Below are 15,977 nucleotides of genomic sequence, written 5' to 3'. Positions count from 1 at the left end.
TCATTAATAATGGCGAATAGTAACACTCAGCTGTCCGGGTTTAGATAGTAGCTTTATAGTGACATTCAGAAGAGTTTACTCACCCTGAGTGGCGCTATAGAAAGACTATAACGCCACTCCCCCGCCACGGTTCAATCTATATTCTCTTTACAAAAAAAGTGTCCACCAAGTTCTACTTAGAACAGGTGGACACTAGCTTATAGGTTGACGTTACTCTACTAAACTTTCAAGTACATCATCGATAATTTGATCATTTGCAACAGGTCCATTGTATAACCAGCTTGTAGTTGACTCGTATTCATAGACTTGATCATTTTTTACGGCAGGAATATTTTGCCACAAAGGATCTTCCAGTAGTTCTATGCTATCATCTAATTCACTGCTAATTAAAAAGAGATGTTCTGTATCCAGCTCAGCTACTTCTTCTAAAGAGATAGGTGACCAGTCACTGGTAGCAGATTCAGAAATTTCCTTAACAACGTCTGGGGAAGCGAGACCTAAATCTCCATACATAACAGCGCCACTGGATGCCGTTTCGCTAACTATAAAGAGCTGACCACCAGTAAGCCAGACCGCAGCAACAGAATCTTCTCCAATAGAATCCTTGATTATATCCTGGGATTCTTCTGCTTTTGCATCATAATCTTCCAATATTTGATCTGCTTCATCGTTAAGATTTAAAACTTTTGCAATTTCTACCAAGTCTTCGCGCCAATTTTCACTGTCTTCTGTACCAACAACATAAGTCGGTGCAATCTTTGAATATTGATCGTATTTTCCGTCACCAACAGTTTCAGCTGAGCCGACTAATAGTAAATCTGGAGAAAAACTAGTAACGGCTTCAAAAGGAAGGTCGAACGGAATCGTAGGTATGTCTTGTAAATCTTCCTGTAAATAGTCTTGAATCCCTGCACCATCTGAAATTGACCATTGCGCTACTGGAGAAACTCCAAGTGCTACCAAATAATCTTCTAAGTAAGATGCGATAATTCGCTCTGGATTTGCCGGAATGACAACTTCATTTCCAAGTGAATCGGTTAATGTTGTTTCTGTGCTAGTTTCGGAAGTTTCAGCTGCTTCTGTATTTTCAGTAGTTTCATCAACAGTCTCTTCAGCATTTTCCTCACTGTTGGGACTAGCTTCATTATTTTCTCCACACCCTACAAGCGTTAAAGAGAGTGCTAATATACTAAAACCAAGTATACGTTTATTCATTGATAGTATTCCTCCTAATGGATAGATAAGTACTTTACTCAAATAATGATAACGATTATCATTATCGATAGCAAGAGTTTTTTTCCCGTTTGCCGAATAGTCTATCAATAGGATGAAAATCAAAGTGAATTCTCACAATAATCCATGTAGTAGAGAGTAATTTGGTGTATAATGATAATCATTCTCACAAGAAGAGAGAGACGCTTTCATTTCATAGACTAATTTGAGAAAATAAAGATCAGTATTTAATGAATGTATAGCCATTTTTAATTCTGGCTGAAGTAAAGGAATGAAAAATATGGTATGGAATGAGCAAGAGTCTACAAGTGAAAAATTAACCTCACGTCCAGTAATGGCAACAATAATTTTATTTGTTGGATTGATAGTCCTTCTTTTAACGGGAGCCCTTTCGATTTCATTTGGAGCTGCTGATATTAATCTTAAAACAGTATGGACGGGTGTCTTTGAATTTGACCCTAATTTAACCTCTCATCAAATTATCCAGGAATTACGAATGCCACGAGTGATTGCTGCTGCATTAGTCGGAGCTTTCTTAGCAGTTTCCGGAGCAATTATGCAAGGAATGACTAGAAATCCACTTGCTTCCCCTTCAATCATGGGGGTTACAGCGGGATCGGCTTTCATGATCGCTATTGCGTTTGCTTTTTTTCCAGGGACCTCATACATAGGGTTAATGATTTGGTCGTTTGTAGGAGCGGGATTAGGAGTCGGGCTTGTTTTTACGATTGGGAGCTTTTCCAAAGGAGGATTAACACCCGTTAAGTTAGCACTTGCTGGGGTTGCGGTTACAGCTTTACTTCAATCGGTCTCGACAGCAATTGCGATTCATTTTAACGTCGCTCAGGATATTACGTTTTGGTACGCTGGCGGTGTAGCTGGGACGCGGTGGGTCATGATTCAGATATTAATTCCAGTTGCAATTATAGGTTTGATTTTGGCCTTGCTAGTCGCTCCTTCGATTACTGTTCTCAGTTTAGGGGACGATATGGCGAAAGGATTAGGGCAACGAACGGCCCATGTAAAAATAGTCGGCACGATAGTCGTTTTACTTTTAACAGGCGCAGCCGTTGCTGTAGCCGGCACGATAGGTTTTATTGGTCTTGTGATTCCTCATATTACTAGATTTCTGGTTGGAGTTGATTACCGGTGGATTATTCCATGTGCAGCTGTTCTGGGAGCATTGTTGCTTGTTCTAGCTGACTTAGGAGCGAGAATGATCAATCCTCCTTTTGAAACGCCAGTGGGTGCGATCACAGCCATGATCGGGGTTCCATTTTTCCTCTATCTTGCTAGAAGAGAAGGGAAGGGCTTTTAATGGAAATGATAAAAAATACATACAGGAATCAATTTATAGTGATGGCAATATTATTTATCTTTATTTTAATCACTTTCTTTCTAAGTTTGAATTTAGGGCACATAAAGATTGCTCCATTAGAAGTTATTCAGACTTTGTTTGGCAGTGGCACATCTGAAAATAAACTAGTACTATTTGATTTTCGCTTACCACGTATGGTGATTGCCTTATTAATAGGAGCGGGATTAGGAATTTCCGGGGCAATTCTACAAGGTGTTTCACAAAATGGTTTGGCTGATCCAGGAATTTTAGGGATCAATGCCGGGGCAGGACTTGCTGTCGTAATCTTTATATTCTTTTTTCAAGGCTCAATGACTTCCCTTGGAACGCTGTCTATCTTTATGATGCCAATTTTCGCATTAATTGGTGGAGTCTTTGCCGCTTTTCTTATCTATACTCTTGCTTGGAAGGGTGGCGTGACCCCGACTAGATTAATTTTAGTAGGAATTGGGATAAATGCAGCATTCGGTGCAGGATTGATCATCTTCCAGTTGAAAATGAATCCAAACGATTTCATGCAAGCGACAGTCTGGCTTTCCGGAAGTATTTGGGGAGCGAATTGGAAATTTGTTTTAACAGTATTACCATGGATTCTAATACTCATCCCTTTTACGATGTACAAGGCATCGTCTTTAAATGTCCTCAATCTGGGTGATGAGATGGCAACAGGATTGGGAGTTGCTGTAGAAAAAGAAAGAAGAATCTTATTATTAACTTCCGTTGGTTTAGCAGGAGCATGTGTAGCAGTTGGAGGAGGTATCTCATTTCTAGGATTGGTTGCCCCTCATTTAGCGAGAAGGCTTGTCGGATCTAAACATCAAGTGCTGCTGCCCGCAACAGCATTAATAGGAGCATTGTTGTTGCTAGTTGCTGATATGATTGGCCGGAACCTGCTAGCCCCTTCAGAAATACCAGTAGGACTTGTTGTTTCAGCTCTAGGTGCACCGTACTTTATTTACTTGTTGATAAAGGTTAACTAATTATAAAGGAGTTGACGGAATGATAAAAAAGCCAAAACCATATCAAAAAGAAGGTATCGCTAAAATTATCAGGGAACGCCGAACAATAAGAGACTTGAAACCAGATCCAGTATCTGTTGATTTAATCGTGGATATTCTAAATGATGCAGTGTGGGCACCGAATCACGGCTTGAGAGAACCGTGGAGATTTCTTTTATTTCACGGTACAGGGAAGGACAGGTTTGTCGAAGCGGTAAAAGATGCGACATCCAGTGAAGACAGAGAAAAATATGGGAATAAGAAAGATGACTATTTCCGAAATGTACCAATTCATTTGGTTATTATTATGAAAGAAGACCCCAGGGAAAAACAATGGGAAGAAGATTTTTCAGCAACCTCGGCTCTCATTCAAAATTTTCAATTGTTAGCATGGGAAAATGATCTGGGAGTCGTTTGGAAAACAAATAGGTATAATAAAAAGCAGGAGTTTCTTCAGGCGGTTGGCATAAAGGATGACGAGAAAATCGTTGGAGTGCTGCATATCGGTTATATTAATAAAATCCCTGAAGCGAGACCAAGGACAAGGGTTGAAGAAAAACTAACCATCGTCTCTCAATCATCTTAATGAATATCTCGAAGCGACTATTTTCATCAAGAAATGATATATTATATAGGAGTAATTAATTAATCATTAATTGCTTCTATATTTTTGTTTTGGAGGAAATTTAATGAAAAATAAAGATAAAACCACTTTTTTACAAAAGGAGGGAAAAATGCCTTCAATTAATGAAGGAAAAACCAGTCTGCTCAATGATCTGAAAGAACTATTTAAACTGAAAGTTTTACTTGCTAATATATTGCCGGTTTTTACCGGTTTCTGGTTAGCGTTATATTTTTCAGACGCCTCTTTTTCAGATCATTGGCTACTGTTTTTTCAGGTATTAATAGGTAGTACATTTATCGTCGCTGGAGCGCTTATCATTAATAATTGGTATGATGTTGATATCGATAGCGTGATGAATAGAACAATGAATCGGCCGACTGTAACAGGACATATTTCTCTGAGGACAGTTTTAACGATGGGAATTCTTTTTACGTTGGTTGGTTTTATCCTATTGATATTTACAACTTTAGAAGCTACCCTTTACGCTGCTATTGGATGGTTTACCTACGTATTTCTGTATACAATATGGACGAAACGAAGATATACATGGAATACGTTGATTGGAAGTGTTTCCGGGGCAGTTACTCCACTAATTGGATGGGCGGTGCTTGAGCCGGCTTCTCACGTTGTTCCTATTGTATTGTGCCTTATCCTTTTTATTTTTCAAATGCCGCATACTTTTGCGATTGCAATGAGAAAAAGAGATGAGTATCGTGATGCAAAGGTAGCTATGCTTCCTGTTGTCCGCGGTTTTCAAGTGACTAAGTGGCACATATTGTTTTATGTAGCCTGTCTAATTCCGTTTCCTTTTTATCTTACATCGCTGGGAACCTTTTTTGTAGGCTTTGCAACATTGCTTAACCTCGGCTGGTTAGGTTTGAGTATCTATGGCTTCTTTACAAAAAATGATTTCTCATGGGCTCGTGTTCAATTTATTTATTCTGTTGGTTATGTAACTGTTTTATTTGTGATGATGGTAGTCGTCACTTTTCCTGTCTTTCATTAGTTGTAATATACTGTTCTATTATAGGATGGACAAACTGGTCCAAAGTTCGCAATCACATTGTGAACTTTGTGCCAGTTTTTTTTGTAAGAATATATAAATTTAGCAGCTACCTTCTCGCCGCAAGTATCAAGGGAAAACCACCCTCCTTTCGAGTAGCACCTACACACACTTCGTAGGTGCTACTCGGGGCGGCGGAAGCTAACGCTGTATTTAATAAAAGACGCTACGCGTTTTTCTAAAAAACTTCAGCCACCACGGGAAAACGTGTCTTCCTGTACCGTCGTAGCACCTACAAAAGTAGCACGTTGAAAACAAGAGCATAGGCGAGGATGAGGGAGTTAGAAATCGAGAAAAGGGGTAGGTGCTACCGTTGTAGCACCTACAAATGTATCACGTAGAAAACGAGAGCATAGGCGAGTATAAGGGAGTTTAAAAGTTGAAAAAAGAGGTAGGTGCTACCGCCGTAGCACCTACAAAAGTAGCACGTAGAAAACGAGAGCATAAGCGAGTATAAGGGAGTTTAGAGGTTGAAAAAAGAGGTAGGTGCTACTGCCGTAGCACCTACAAAAGTAGCACGTTGAAAACGAGATCATAGGCGAGTATGAGGGAGATTAGAAGTCGAAAAAAGAGGTAGGTGCTACCGCCGTAGCACCTACAAAAGTAGCAGGTCGAAAACGAGCGGTAATTTTTCCAAACAACCTTCAATGATAAGCAAGTAACAAAATATAAAAAGATACTTAGTGTTCTAAAACTCAACGGTTACGTTCTCATCTTTGTTCAAATATTCGTCATATTTAGTTTCGAGGAGGTGATTCAACTCACTTCTCCGAGAATCGTTATCAATTAAGATGAAAGTACGAAAAGAACAAGGAGGCTGATTTTAATGGGCGATCCAAAGGTGAAGCACGAAGAAAAAGTAGTGGATGACCACGGACCACAGATAGGTACTTGGTTTTCCTTAGGAATTCTAGGCATAGTCATTTTTGCCACATTTATACTCATGTTTTCGGTTTACTTTGCTAGATTATAGGGGGGATAGAGATGAAAATGCATCTTGATGAAAAAATATGGCTCATCATTAGTTTCGGGATGATCATGGGCTTCATGGCTTTTACTGGATATCAAACGTTTGTGTTAGGAATGGGACCACCGAGCAACATGGAAACCATTGATCCACAGAAAGTAGATGTAACCGCCCCTTTTGATAATCCAGGTGTGTATGAGATTGGGGAGAACGAGTATGAAGTGGTGATGACACTGGAAATTTTTAGTTTTAATCCTGGCGAAATTGAGGTACCGGCGGGGTCAACAGTACACTTCACGATGACTTCAAAAGATGTCACTCATGGATTCCAAGTGGCAGGCACAAATTTAAATGCGATGGTTATGCCAGGACATATTCAAAAAATATCACAGAAGTTTGATGAACCGGGTGAATATTTAGTGTTATGTAATGAATATTGTGGAGCTGGTCACCAACATATGGCTACAACAATTACGGTGAAATAAAGAGGGGGTGGAAGAAATGGGAACAGCAGTAAATCAATCGTTTAAAGAAAAAACAAATAAGGTGCTAGGCATCACACCGGAGGATGCAAGATTAACGAAATCATATCTATTTGTAGCATTTGCAGCATTACTGTTAGGTGGTGTTTTAGGGTTATTACAAGGGCTCAATCGGGCAGGTCTTTTAGAATTACCTTCTTGGTTGAATTATTACCAAGTTTTAACGGCACATGGATTACTATTAGTCCTTGTTTTAACAGCTTTCTTCACAGTCGGATATTTCTATGCGGTGCTTTCACACAATTTAGGTGGGTTATTGCCGAAAGTCAGGAAGATGGCATGGATCGGTTTCGGGATGAAATTAGTTGGATTTGTATTGGCCGTTATTTCGGTTATATTAAATGAAGCATCTGTCATGTATACCTTTTATCCGCCAATGGCAGCCTCACCTATATTCTACTATGGATTAGTATTTATCGTCTTAGGAGTGTGGATGTGTGCTTTTGGAGCCTTTATTCAAGTGGCTAATTGGCGAAAGAATAATAAAGGGAAACACGTGCCAATTCTATCTTTCTTTGCTACCGGGGTATTTGTTCTATTATTTTTCGGAAGTATCCCAGTAACGATTGAAGTTCTGGTTATTATACCTTGGGCGCACGGTTGGGTAGAGACAATCAATGTCATGGTTTCAAGAACGTTGTTTTGGGCGTTTGGTCATACGCTAGTAAATATCTGGTATTTAACCGCAGTGTCTGCATGGTATGTGGTCGTACCAAAATTAATCGGGGGAAGACGTTTCAGTGATACATTAACTCGTGTCGTAATTATTCTACTCGTTATTTTAAACATTCCTGGTGGGTTTCACCATCAAATCATTGACCCGGGAATCGCGGAATCTGTAAAGTTTTTACATGTATTTATGAGTCTGGCAATTGGATTTCCTTCTTTAATGACTGCCTACGCTATGTTCTCTGTGTTTGAAAAGACGGCGAGAAAACGAGGAGGAAAAGGACTATTCAGTTGGTTTAAAAAATTGCCATGGGGTGATGTTCGATTTCTAGCACCCATGATCGCGATGATCGCCTTTATTCCGGGTGGCGCAGGGGGAATTGTTCAAAGCACAAACCAGTTAAATCAAGTTGTTCATAATACCATGTGGGTTGTAGGTCATTTCCATTTAACCGTAGGAACTACTGTCGTTCTGACCTTCTTTGGTATTAGTTACTGGTTAGTTCCTTATCTCTCTAAACGTGTTCTAACACCTGCCATAAATAAACTAGGTGTCGCGACTACGTTAATTTGGACAGCAGGAATGATTTTTATGTCAGGAGCGATGCACTGGGTCGGTGTATTAGGCTCTCCACGGAGAACTTCATATACAACTTATGGTGACAATGCTACTGCTTTAAGCTGGGATCCATATTTAATGTTCTTGGCTGTCGGGGGTACGCTTCTTATGATCGGTGTATTAATGCAAGTATATGCAGTCGTTCATCTCATGTTTTTTGCACCGAAAGGAGACACCGAGTTTCCGATAGCAGAAGTAGAGGATCATGCAGCGAAAACACCATACTGGACAGAGCGTTGGGGTGTGATCATTGTTATTATGCTGATAGTGATTGCGATGGGGTATGTGATACCTCTCGTTGAAATGATTATGAATGCACCGCCAGGATCACCACCATATAAAACTTGGTAATCTACGGTTAATCCAAAGAGATAGTCGGATATAGTGATGGCTATCTCTTTCAGTGTAAAAAGAGGTAGGTGCTCCTGAGGTTACTCGTCGCAGAAAACATTGCTACCGGCGTAGCACCTACAAAAGTAGCACGTTGAAAACAAGAGCATAGGCGAGGATAAGGGAGATTAGAAATCGAAAAAAGAAGTAGGTGCTCCTGCGGTTACTCGTCGCAGAAAACATTGCTACCGGCGTAGCACCTACAAAAGTAGCACGTTGAAAACGAGAGCATAGGCGAGGATAAGGGAGATTAGAAGTCGAAAAAAAAGGTAGGTGCTCCTGCGGTTACTCGTCGCAGAAAACATTGCTACCGGTGTAGCACCTACAAAAGTAGCAGGTCGAAAACGAGAGGATAGGCAAGGATAAGGGAGATTAGAAGTCGAAAAAAAGGTAGGTGCTCCTGCGGTTACTCGTCGCAGAAAACATTGCTACTCGGGGGCGGTGGAAGCTGACGCTGTATTTAATAAAAGACGCTACGCGTTTTTCTTAGTTGAAAATAAGTAACATAGGAAGTGATCATTATGATCAGAAACAGACAAACTCTATTTGCGGCTTTTCTCGTTTTATTATTTGGATGTGCCTTGTTTTATATTGGTACCGATGGTTTTAAGGCTTATACAGCAGAAACTGCAAGGGTCATTCAACTAACGGATGATAAACCCGAATTTCCTGCAAATGTAACGCTTGAAGACAGCAATGAGCGAACATATTCGATTTCCGAATTCGAGGGTAAATATATTTTTATTACATTTATGTATACGTCATGTGTCGATGAATGCCCTTTGTTAGAAATGAATATGGGGAGAGTCTATGACTCCATTCCAAGTGAGTACATGGGGGAAGAGATCGTGTTTCTAAGTATTAGTTTTGACCCTGAACGGGATGATCCAGCAACATTAGATATGTATAAAAATCATTTTAGTGCGGACGGGGAAACATGGAGAATGGCGAGAATAAATGATCAAGTGGAGTTAGCTGCATTATTAGAAACGTATGGTGTCATTGTCATTCCAGATGGTGATGGAGACTTTGCGCATAATTCTGCCTTTTATTTAGTCGATCAAACAGGTCATCTATTGGATATTATTGATTATAAAAATGTAGAACTAGCAGCTAATGAAGTTGTAGAGATTCTTGAAAATGAGGAGGGAGCGCAATGAAAAATCAATTTATTTACGGCTTCCTCCTGCTTATCTTCTTAGCTCTCCCTCCAGTTGCTAATTTATTGGAATCTATCATGATTGTACACATGCATATGCAAATGCCATTGTTAGTTATAGCGGGATTTTTAATGGCAGGCTTGATTCAACAACGGCTACCTCAGTTCTTTAAACGATGGAATCATAATGGAGTACCCGGCATTTTGTTATTTTCGATCATTATGGTGTATTGGATGATTCCAAGACTAATGGATGAGGCGCTGACAGTGCAAAGTGTAGAACTCTTTAAGTATATTAGCCTTCCTTTTCTGGCCGGAGTCCCATTGCGTGATAGCTGGCAAAAAATTAGACCATCTTTTAAAAATGTTATTATTAGTTGTTTCTCGATTCTCTTTTTCGCAATGGGATGGTTATATATTACCTGGCCAGAACAGTTATGTAACAACTACTTATTGATTGAGCAGATCACTCTCGGATGGGGATTTTTAACGATGGCAGTATGTATGGTAATCTATTTGATTTATAACACTTTAGTTGATCCTTCAGACTATGAAGAACCATCTGAATTAAGTCTTGAAGAAGCATAGAATTTAAATAAGTGTCCTTTAAATTGGAATATTCGTGAAAAAATTTGTTTTTGTTGAAAAAACTCGAAGTGATACATCAATCTATAAGTAATGATCGTTTCACGTTCTCTCGGACTCTCTCGTACGATACAAAGTGATTCACCGAGTCTTTTGCATGTATATCGCCACGTAAATGAAGTATTTACTCGTATGCTCATTACCTCACTCATAACTCTTGAAGTAATCCAGTAAAGTGTTATGATTAAATACGGATTACAAAAAGGGAAGACAATGTAGGAGTTGAATTTTACAATGAGTTTAGATATAAGAGTTGTATTTATTGGTGCTGGAAACATGGCTGAGGCAATGATTTCCGGAATTATAAAAACAGGAACACTTGAGCCGCGTCAAGTAATAGTGACGAATCGAAGTAATGAAGAACGGTTACTTGAATTGCACAACCGCTACGGCGTACAAGGAATCGTGCGAGATAAATTAAAAATTGAATCAGCAGATATTATTGTTTTGGCAATGAAGCCAAAAGATGCAAAAGTATCTCTAGATTCTATTAAAGATCAGATTAGACCTGATCAAGTAGTCATGAGTGTGTTAGCGGGTATTTCAACAACATTTATGGAAAAGAATCTACAAGCTGGTCAACAGGTGATTCGAGTGATGCCGAATACATCAAGTATGATTCAAGAATCAGCCACAGCGATATCGCCAGGAGAAAACGTAACAATGAAAAACGTGAGGCTTGCAAAGAAATTGCTTCAGTCAATTGGTAAGGTTTATCTAATTGAAGAAGAACAAATGGATTTGTTCACTGGCATCGCGGGAAGCGGTCCTGCATATTATTATTATTTGATGGAGCATGTAGAGAAAATAGCTAAGGAAAACGGAATGGAAGTTTCCCAAGCAAGAGAAATTGGTGCTCAAACGATTTTAGGAGCTGCAAGAATGATGCTGGAGCGAGAAGAAACGCCAGCACAGTTGAGGAAAAATATTACGTCCAAAAACGGAACGACAGCCTCCGGACTTCAAGCATTAGCGGACAATGGTGGCGGGGACGCAATCAAGGCTGCAATTGAAGGTGCAATGCAACGTTCGAAAGAAATAAGTGAAGAGCTAGAGAAAGCACCTGTGAACTAAGTGAACTAAAGAACGAATTTCAAGGATGCAGCCTTGAGATCAGCGGTTCGAGCCCGCTATGCTCGACCATACTTAACGCTATTAACGATGCGGTTCTTCGTCTTTACGAGGAATGGTGTCGTTTTTTTATTGTTATCAAAAAATTACCCCATTACATTGTGTGGATGGGGTAGGAAACATATGTTAAAGAATATATGACTTTTTCTAAATGAAATTGCAATATTATGAGGTCTTTGGATTCAATTGCTTAAGTTGTTATTGATAACTTACAGCAAATACATCAACGTGATAATAATCTGGATTCGCTAGAATAGGTTCCAATAGAGTATACCTCAACTGAACAAAATAGAATGCAGTAGTATCAGGTAGTTTAATTGTTCATTTAGGGTTGTTCAATTAATAGTATAATTAAGATGACTCGAAAGTGACCATAGCTTCACCCTCTTTCTTACATTGGAAAGAGATGAGAAGTCCAAGTATTCTTTAATGTTTGGGCTTTTTTTACAGAAAATGAAATGTACTAATGAATGACAGACTATTTATCACTTCATACCTTCTGGATGTTCAAAGCTAAAAAATCCATAGTTTTTGGAATCAAAGATTTTATAATTATTCTCGTCGTACAAATTTGATTGATTTTCAAGAAGAATAATCTTCCTCAATAGGGCCAGATTATTGAATAGGGGATAAAGCCTTTTGTTGTACTTACGTCGGTAATCATATAATGATGAAAGATAAGGGTTCGCAGATAAACAAAATGACGCTCGTCGACACCCTACATAATTAATATAGCAAAAATAGTTTATATTCAGAGTTGTTTTTATAGTTGGTACAACACCCAGTACATAATAAACTGCAGGGTTCCAATTTTGTATCTTCCATATGTTTACACCATTATGAATTATGGTGATACAGAATAATATTATGATTCAGCGAGCCTTTTCCATTCTGCCAATACACCACCTTCTATATTATTAAAAATGAGAGCATCCATTGTCTCAATCATCCCTTGTCGGGCATTTTTTGAGTGATGGTTACATCTAGATTGAGCTCTACTCTTTTTCTTATACTTATGATTCTTTTTTTCACCATCAATATGGTACCAACAGTTATACCCCGTCACCACGTCACCTTCACAGCTACATCGTGTCACACGTTGCCATGTATGAACCCTCGCTTCATGGAGGAAAATCATCCCCTCTTCTAATTGTCTTTTTGCAATTCCCTGTGCTGTAGGAGTGTCACCTCTTAATAACCAAGCAGTCAATACATTGTTTACGGATAAACACCAAGCTACTATTGCACCAGGTCCTAAATTACGCAGACCAGTTAATGCGTTGTCATTACTCGTAATAATATCTTTTAATAAAAAATCTTCCCCTGAAGTTTTGTATTGCTCAAACTTTTCATTCGAAGCCCTGACTAAATCTTCATAGTCTCTTTTCCTTCCTTCTTCAATTTCACTTCGGATCTGATTGACAATGGAACGAATTGCGTCTCCACTTAATTGTCCATGATCTACTCCTAATATTTTATCTAAAGCCTCGTTAGCCAGTCTTCCTGCAATAGCGCCGGCTACAGCAATAGCAATTTGTATGGAAACAGATGATAAATTGTAAAGGGCAATACGCTTCTCATCTGTGTTCCGAACAAATTGGATTTCCTGGGGTTCTGAAATAAAAATAGGCTCACCTTGACCTAAGCCGTCACTTTCGCAAGAACTGTTCTCCAACAAGTGATGGTTTTTCATATCGATTATCTCCTTTTTATTTAATATTTCAATGAACTCTTAATTTAATATTTGTTATTTTTTGTAGAATATCACCATCAAGGTAGAGCGAATATATGGTAAATGTTAATTAAGGGTAAACTGAATCAATTTTGAATGAAAAGTTTGGATAAGCATGCCCATCAATTTTCATAAACAAAGGAACAGATCACGAAGAAACCGTTAATAATTATTGAACACTTTCAACAATCAGGCGCTATTCTTTTATAAGAATTTCGCCCTTATTTTGTGTATTGGCCGATTGCTTAGTAGACTAAATACTGTGCAGCAAAAATGCTTCTATCAAAGCTACTTTATAAAAGAATGTTCTTATGTTAACGAGCATTAATCGAGTTAAGAAGCAAATGTTAATAAAATAGAACCTCCATAAAATTGGAAGTTCTATTTTATTAACATTGAACTTTAAAGAGCTTAATAAATAAAAATGCCAAAACTTGAGATTTATTAATATTTTAAAGAACGATGGAGATAAAAGAATGATGCAGCAGTTGAGATAATTCCCCCTAACACTATTGTAAAATTCGTACCAAACTGATTTGATAGAACACCAGCTAATAATGCTGCCACTGGCATCAGAATCCAGGTCATAAATCTACTTGTAGCCTGTACACGCCCTAACAACTGATCAGGAGTTAAAGTCTGCCTAATAGTGACTATACAAGGATTCATCATGGAAGCTGCCAAAGTACCAATTGCATTAGAAATAATCAACAAAAAGTATGTATTTGCTAGACCAAAGAACACGATTGATAGCCCACCAATAAAGGAAGCGCCAAATAAGATTCTACGATAAGAATACTTTTTTCTTAAAAAATTTGTAGCTAAAGCTCCCCCTATTGCTCCAATTCCTCCAATAGATAGTAGCAATCCTGTTTGTTCCGCTGACAAATGCATGGTATCTGTTAAGTGAAATACAAGCATTGTTAGGAATAGTGTCGTACCAAAGACAGATGCAAGCATAGCTAAATTGGTGAATAAGATAGGTTTTGTTTGAATTACAAAATGAAAACCTTCTTTAATATCTATCCAAAAGCTTCTTTTCTTTTTCTCCACATTTATTTCGGTATGTAAATTTATACTTAGTATGGCAAGGAAAGCAATGAAGAAGCTAAAACTATTGATCAAAAGAGCGTACCCTGGATTATAAAGACTAATAATAAATCCTCCAATCCCTGGTGCTACTAACACTGCTGTATTAAAAAAGCCAGTATTAATGGAATTGACAACTTGTAAGTCGCTATTACGTACCAATTTGGGAATAGAAGCAAATTGAGATGTATTATAGATTTGACTTAATGTACCAACAATAAAAGCGCCACTGTATAATACCCAGATTTCTAATGCATCAAGTATGAACAAAACACCAATCAATCCTACAATGATACATCTTGCGAAATCACAGAATAATAATAAATGCTTCCTATTATAACGGTCTGCAAGTATACCTGTAACGGGCTGAAATAATACAGGTAATCGTTCAAGTGCTGCTACAATCCCCATTATTAAGGGCGATCCTGTTATGGCTAAAACCATTAAAGGAAAGGCAATTAAATATATCTGATCACCACAAAATGAAATTAGGTTCCCCCCGATAAAACGGAATACGGAGTAATTCTTTTTAAATTCAGGTACTTCATTATCGCGCGATTTTATTGCTGGTTCTCCCACCCTTAAAACTCCCTTATAGTTTATTTAGATATTGTTGCATTTCTTTTGATAATGAGTTGATTGCATTTATTTTTAGGTGGTATTTTAAATTTCCCATTTCAACTAACCTAGCTGACTTGAGAATCTTAAGGTGATGATGAACCGTTGTCTTTCCTAATTTCAACTGATTTGTAACTTCTTTTAATGACAGTTCTTTTTCGTATAACATTTTTACTATTCGAAGCCTTACTTCATCCCCAAGTGCTTTATGTTTTAGAACAAGCGAATTATTTGGTGTATATGGGTCATTGGGAGAAACACTTTCGTTTGCTATTGGATAATAAAATACTTTTGTTCCCTCTATATCCCCCTCTATATTCCATGGACGATAGATATATTGGGGAATTAATAATACATTTATTACACTTGGTTCTGGCATATAGACAATGCCACCTGTTGCCCATTCTACTAGCTCCTCTGGTGTCATCGATTTAGACATTTCTATTTTTGATTCATAATCTGTCTTCAAGATAGATAATAGTCCTTCTGCATCCTCATCATTTTTTATAACTTCTTCATGCCATCCATTCATAACCTTAACAAGGTGCTCTTTAAGTTTTTCCATGTCGACGTTACAAATAAATTCGATGTAATCTGGAAAAAATTGATTATCTTTTGTTATCTTTAACATTTTTTTTATTGCTGATTTTTCACCCATAGATGCACTTTCTCTTAATTCATTGTTGTCCTTCCCGATGTAAGGGAGACAAATATATCTCATATCGTTGGGTGGAAGTTCCTGTATGTAGGCAGTAAATTCTTTTATATCATTAAATTTCTTTTGATGGAGTAATTGCAACAATGATTTCCACGTATTTTTCTCCTCAACATAATTTAAGTGTTCTAAAAGACATTCCGATATCGAACCTTTTAGTTCTTCCCAATACATTCGTGTTTTTTCTAATGTTTTGATTAAAGGCGTATTCGTAATAGCTGCAATTCCTAATGCACATTCCCATAAAAGAGAGTATTCAAATTGAACTTTGTAGGTCTCTCTTTTTCTACTTGTAATATTAAAAACATCCATTTTTAGACCTCATTTCTATTTTGTAATCTTATTCTATAATATTAGAATAAATTATTCAATATATTTAGAATGAATTATTCGAAATATTTTGTATTAAAAACGAAGTCAATTGT

14 protein-coding genes are annotated in these 15,977 nt (G+C 37.9%); 10 read left to right on the top strand and 4 right to left on the bottom strand.

The genetic code is table 11. The features are described 5' to 3' along the window. Positions 1–210: 210 nt before the first annotated feature. Entirely contained in the window at positions 211–1,215 is a 1,005-nt protein-coding gene (locus CEF18_RS15010; protein WP_110937206.1) for an ABC transporter substrate-binding protein, read from the bottom strand. A 352-nt stretch (positions 1,216–1,567) separates the two neighbouring features. On the opposite strand from CEF18_RS15010, the gene CEF18_RS15005 reads away from it, so the two are divergent. The 10 genes from CEF18_RS15005 to proC all read left to right on the top strand — a co-directional run bounded on the left by CEF18_RS15005 (position 1,568) and on the right by proC (position 11,341). Further along, positions 1,568–2,551: a FecCD family ABC transporter permease gene (locus CEF18_RS15005; RefSeq protein ID WP_223292381.1), complete on the top strand. Its 984-nt coding sequence runs from the start codon at positions 1,568–1,570 to the stop codon at positions 2,549–2,551. A gap of 5 nt (positions 2,552–2,556) precedes the next feature. Further along, positions 2,557–3,570: a FecCD family ABC transporter permease gene (locus tag CEF18_RS15000; RefSeq protein WP_407690420.1), complete on the top strand. Its 1,014-nt coding sequence runs from the start codon at positions 2,557–2,559 to the stop codon at positions 3,568–3,570. 19 nt (positions 3,571–3,589) lie between these two features. After that, complete coding sequence (locus CEF18_RS14995; RefSeq protein ID WP_110937203.1) at positions 3,590–4,174, top strand: nitroreductase family protein; 585 nt, start codon at positions 3,590–3,592, stop codon at positions 4,172–4,174. A gap of 103 nt (positions 4,175–4,277) precedes the next feature. Further along, complete coding sequence (gene cyoE, locus CEF18_RS14990; RefSeq protein WP_223292320.1) at positions 4,278–5,219, top strand: heme o synthase; 942 nt, start codon at positions 4,278–4,280, stop codon at positions 5,217–5,219. Between the two features lie 883 nt (positions 5,220–6,102). After that, positions 6,103–6,249 carry a hypothetical protein gene (locus CEF18_RS25990; RefSeq protein WP_183041081.1) on the top strand — a complete coding sequence of 49 codons (147 nt, stop codon included), beginning with the start codon at positions 6,103–6,105 and terminating at the stop codon, positions 6,247–6,249. Between the two features lie 11 nt (positions 6,250–6,260). Beyond that, complete coding sequence (locus CEF18_RS14985; RefSeq protein ID WP_110937202.1) at positions 6,261–6,728, top strand: cytochrome c oxidase subunit II; 468 nt, start codon at positions 6,261–6,263, stop codon at positions 6,726–6,728. 16 nt (positions 6,729–6,744) lie between these two features. Continuing rightward, on the top strand, positions 6,745–8,424 hold the full coding sequence (locus CEF18_RS14980; protein WP_110937201.1) for a cbb3-type cytochrome c oxidase subunit I: 1,680 nt from the start codon (positions 6,745–6,747) through the stop codon (positions 8,422–8,424). Positions 8,425–8,984: 560 nt separating this feature from the next. After that, entirely contained in the window at positions 8,985–9,623 is a 639-nt protein-coding gene (locus tag CEF18_RS14975) for an SCO family protein (RefSeq protein WP_110937200.1), read from the top strand. After that, positions 9,620–10,210, top strand: a complete 591-nt coding sequence (locus CEF18_RS14970) for a hypothetical protein (RefSeq protein ID WP_110937199.1) — start codon at positions 9,620–9,622, stop codon at positions 10,208–10,210. Before CEF18_RS14975 ends, CEF18_RS14970 begins: the two co-directional genes overlap by 4 nt. A 291-nt stretch (positions 10,211–10,501) precedes the next feature. Further along, positions 10,502–11,341: a pyrroline-5-carboxylate reductase gene (gene proC / locus CEF18_RS14965; RefSeq protein WP_110937198.1), complete on the top strand. Its 840-nt coding sequence runs from the start codon at positions 10,502–10,504 to the stop codon at positions 11,339–11,341. Between the two features lie 922 nt (positions 11,342–12,263). Here proC and CEF18_RS14960 read toward each other — a convergent pair. From CEF18_RS14960 to CEF18_RS14950, 3 genes are all read right to left on the bottom strand, one after another. Beyond that, a complete protein-coding gene (locus CEF18_RS14960) occupies positions 12,264–13,091 on the bottom strand; it encodes a hypothetical protein (protein ID WP_110937197.1) in 828 nt (275 codons plus the stop codon). Positions 13,092–13,574: 483 nt separating this feature from the next. Next, positions 13,575–14,798, bottom strand: coding sequence for an MFS transporter (locus tag CEF18_RS14955; RefSeq protein WP_110937196.1), 1,224 nt, complete (start codon positions 14,796–14,798; stop codon positions 13,575–13,577). A gap of 13 nt (positions 14,799–14,811) precedes the next feature. Beyond that, on the bottom strand, positions 14,812–15,864 hold the full coding sequence (locus tag CEF18_RS14950) for an ArsR/SmtB family transcription factor (protein WP_110937195.1): 1,053 nt from the start codon (positions 15,862–15,864) through the stop codon (positions 14,812–14,814). Positions 15,865–15,977: the final 113 nt, after the last annotated feature.

This window comes from Salipaludibacillus neizhouensis, from assembly GCF_002886185.1.
GTDB lineage: Bacteria > Bacillota > Bacilli > Bacillales > Salisediminibacteriaceae > Salipaludibacillus > Salipaludibacillus neizhouensis.
Note: the sequence above shows the minus strand (reverse complement) of the source record. Positions and strands in the feature narration are given on the sequence as shown.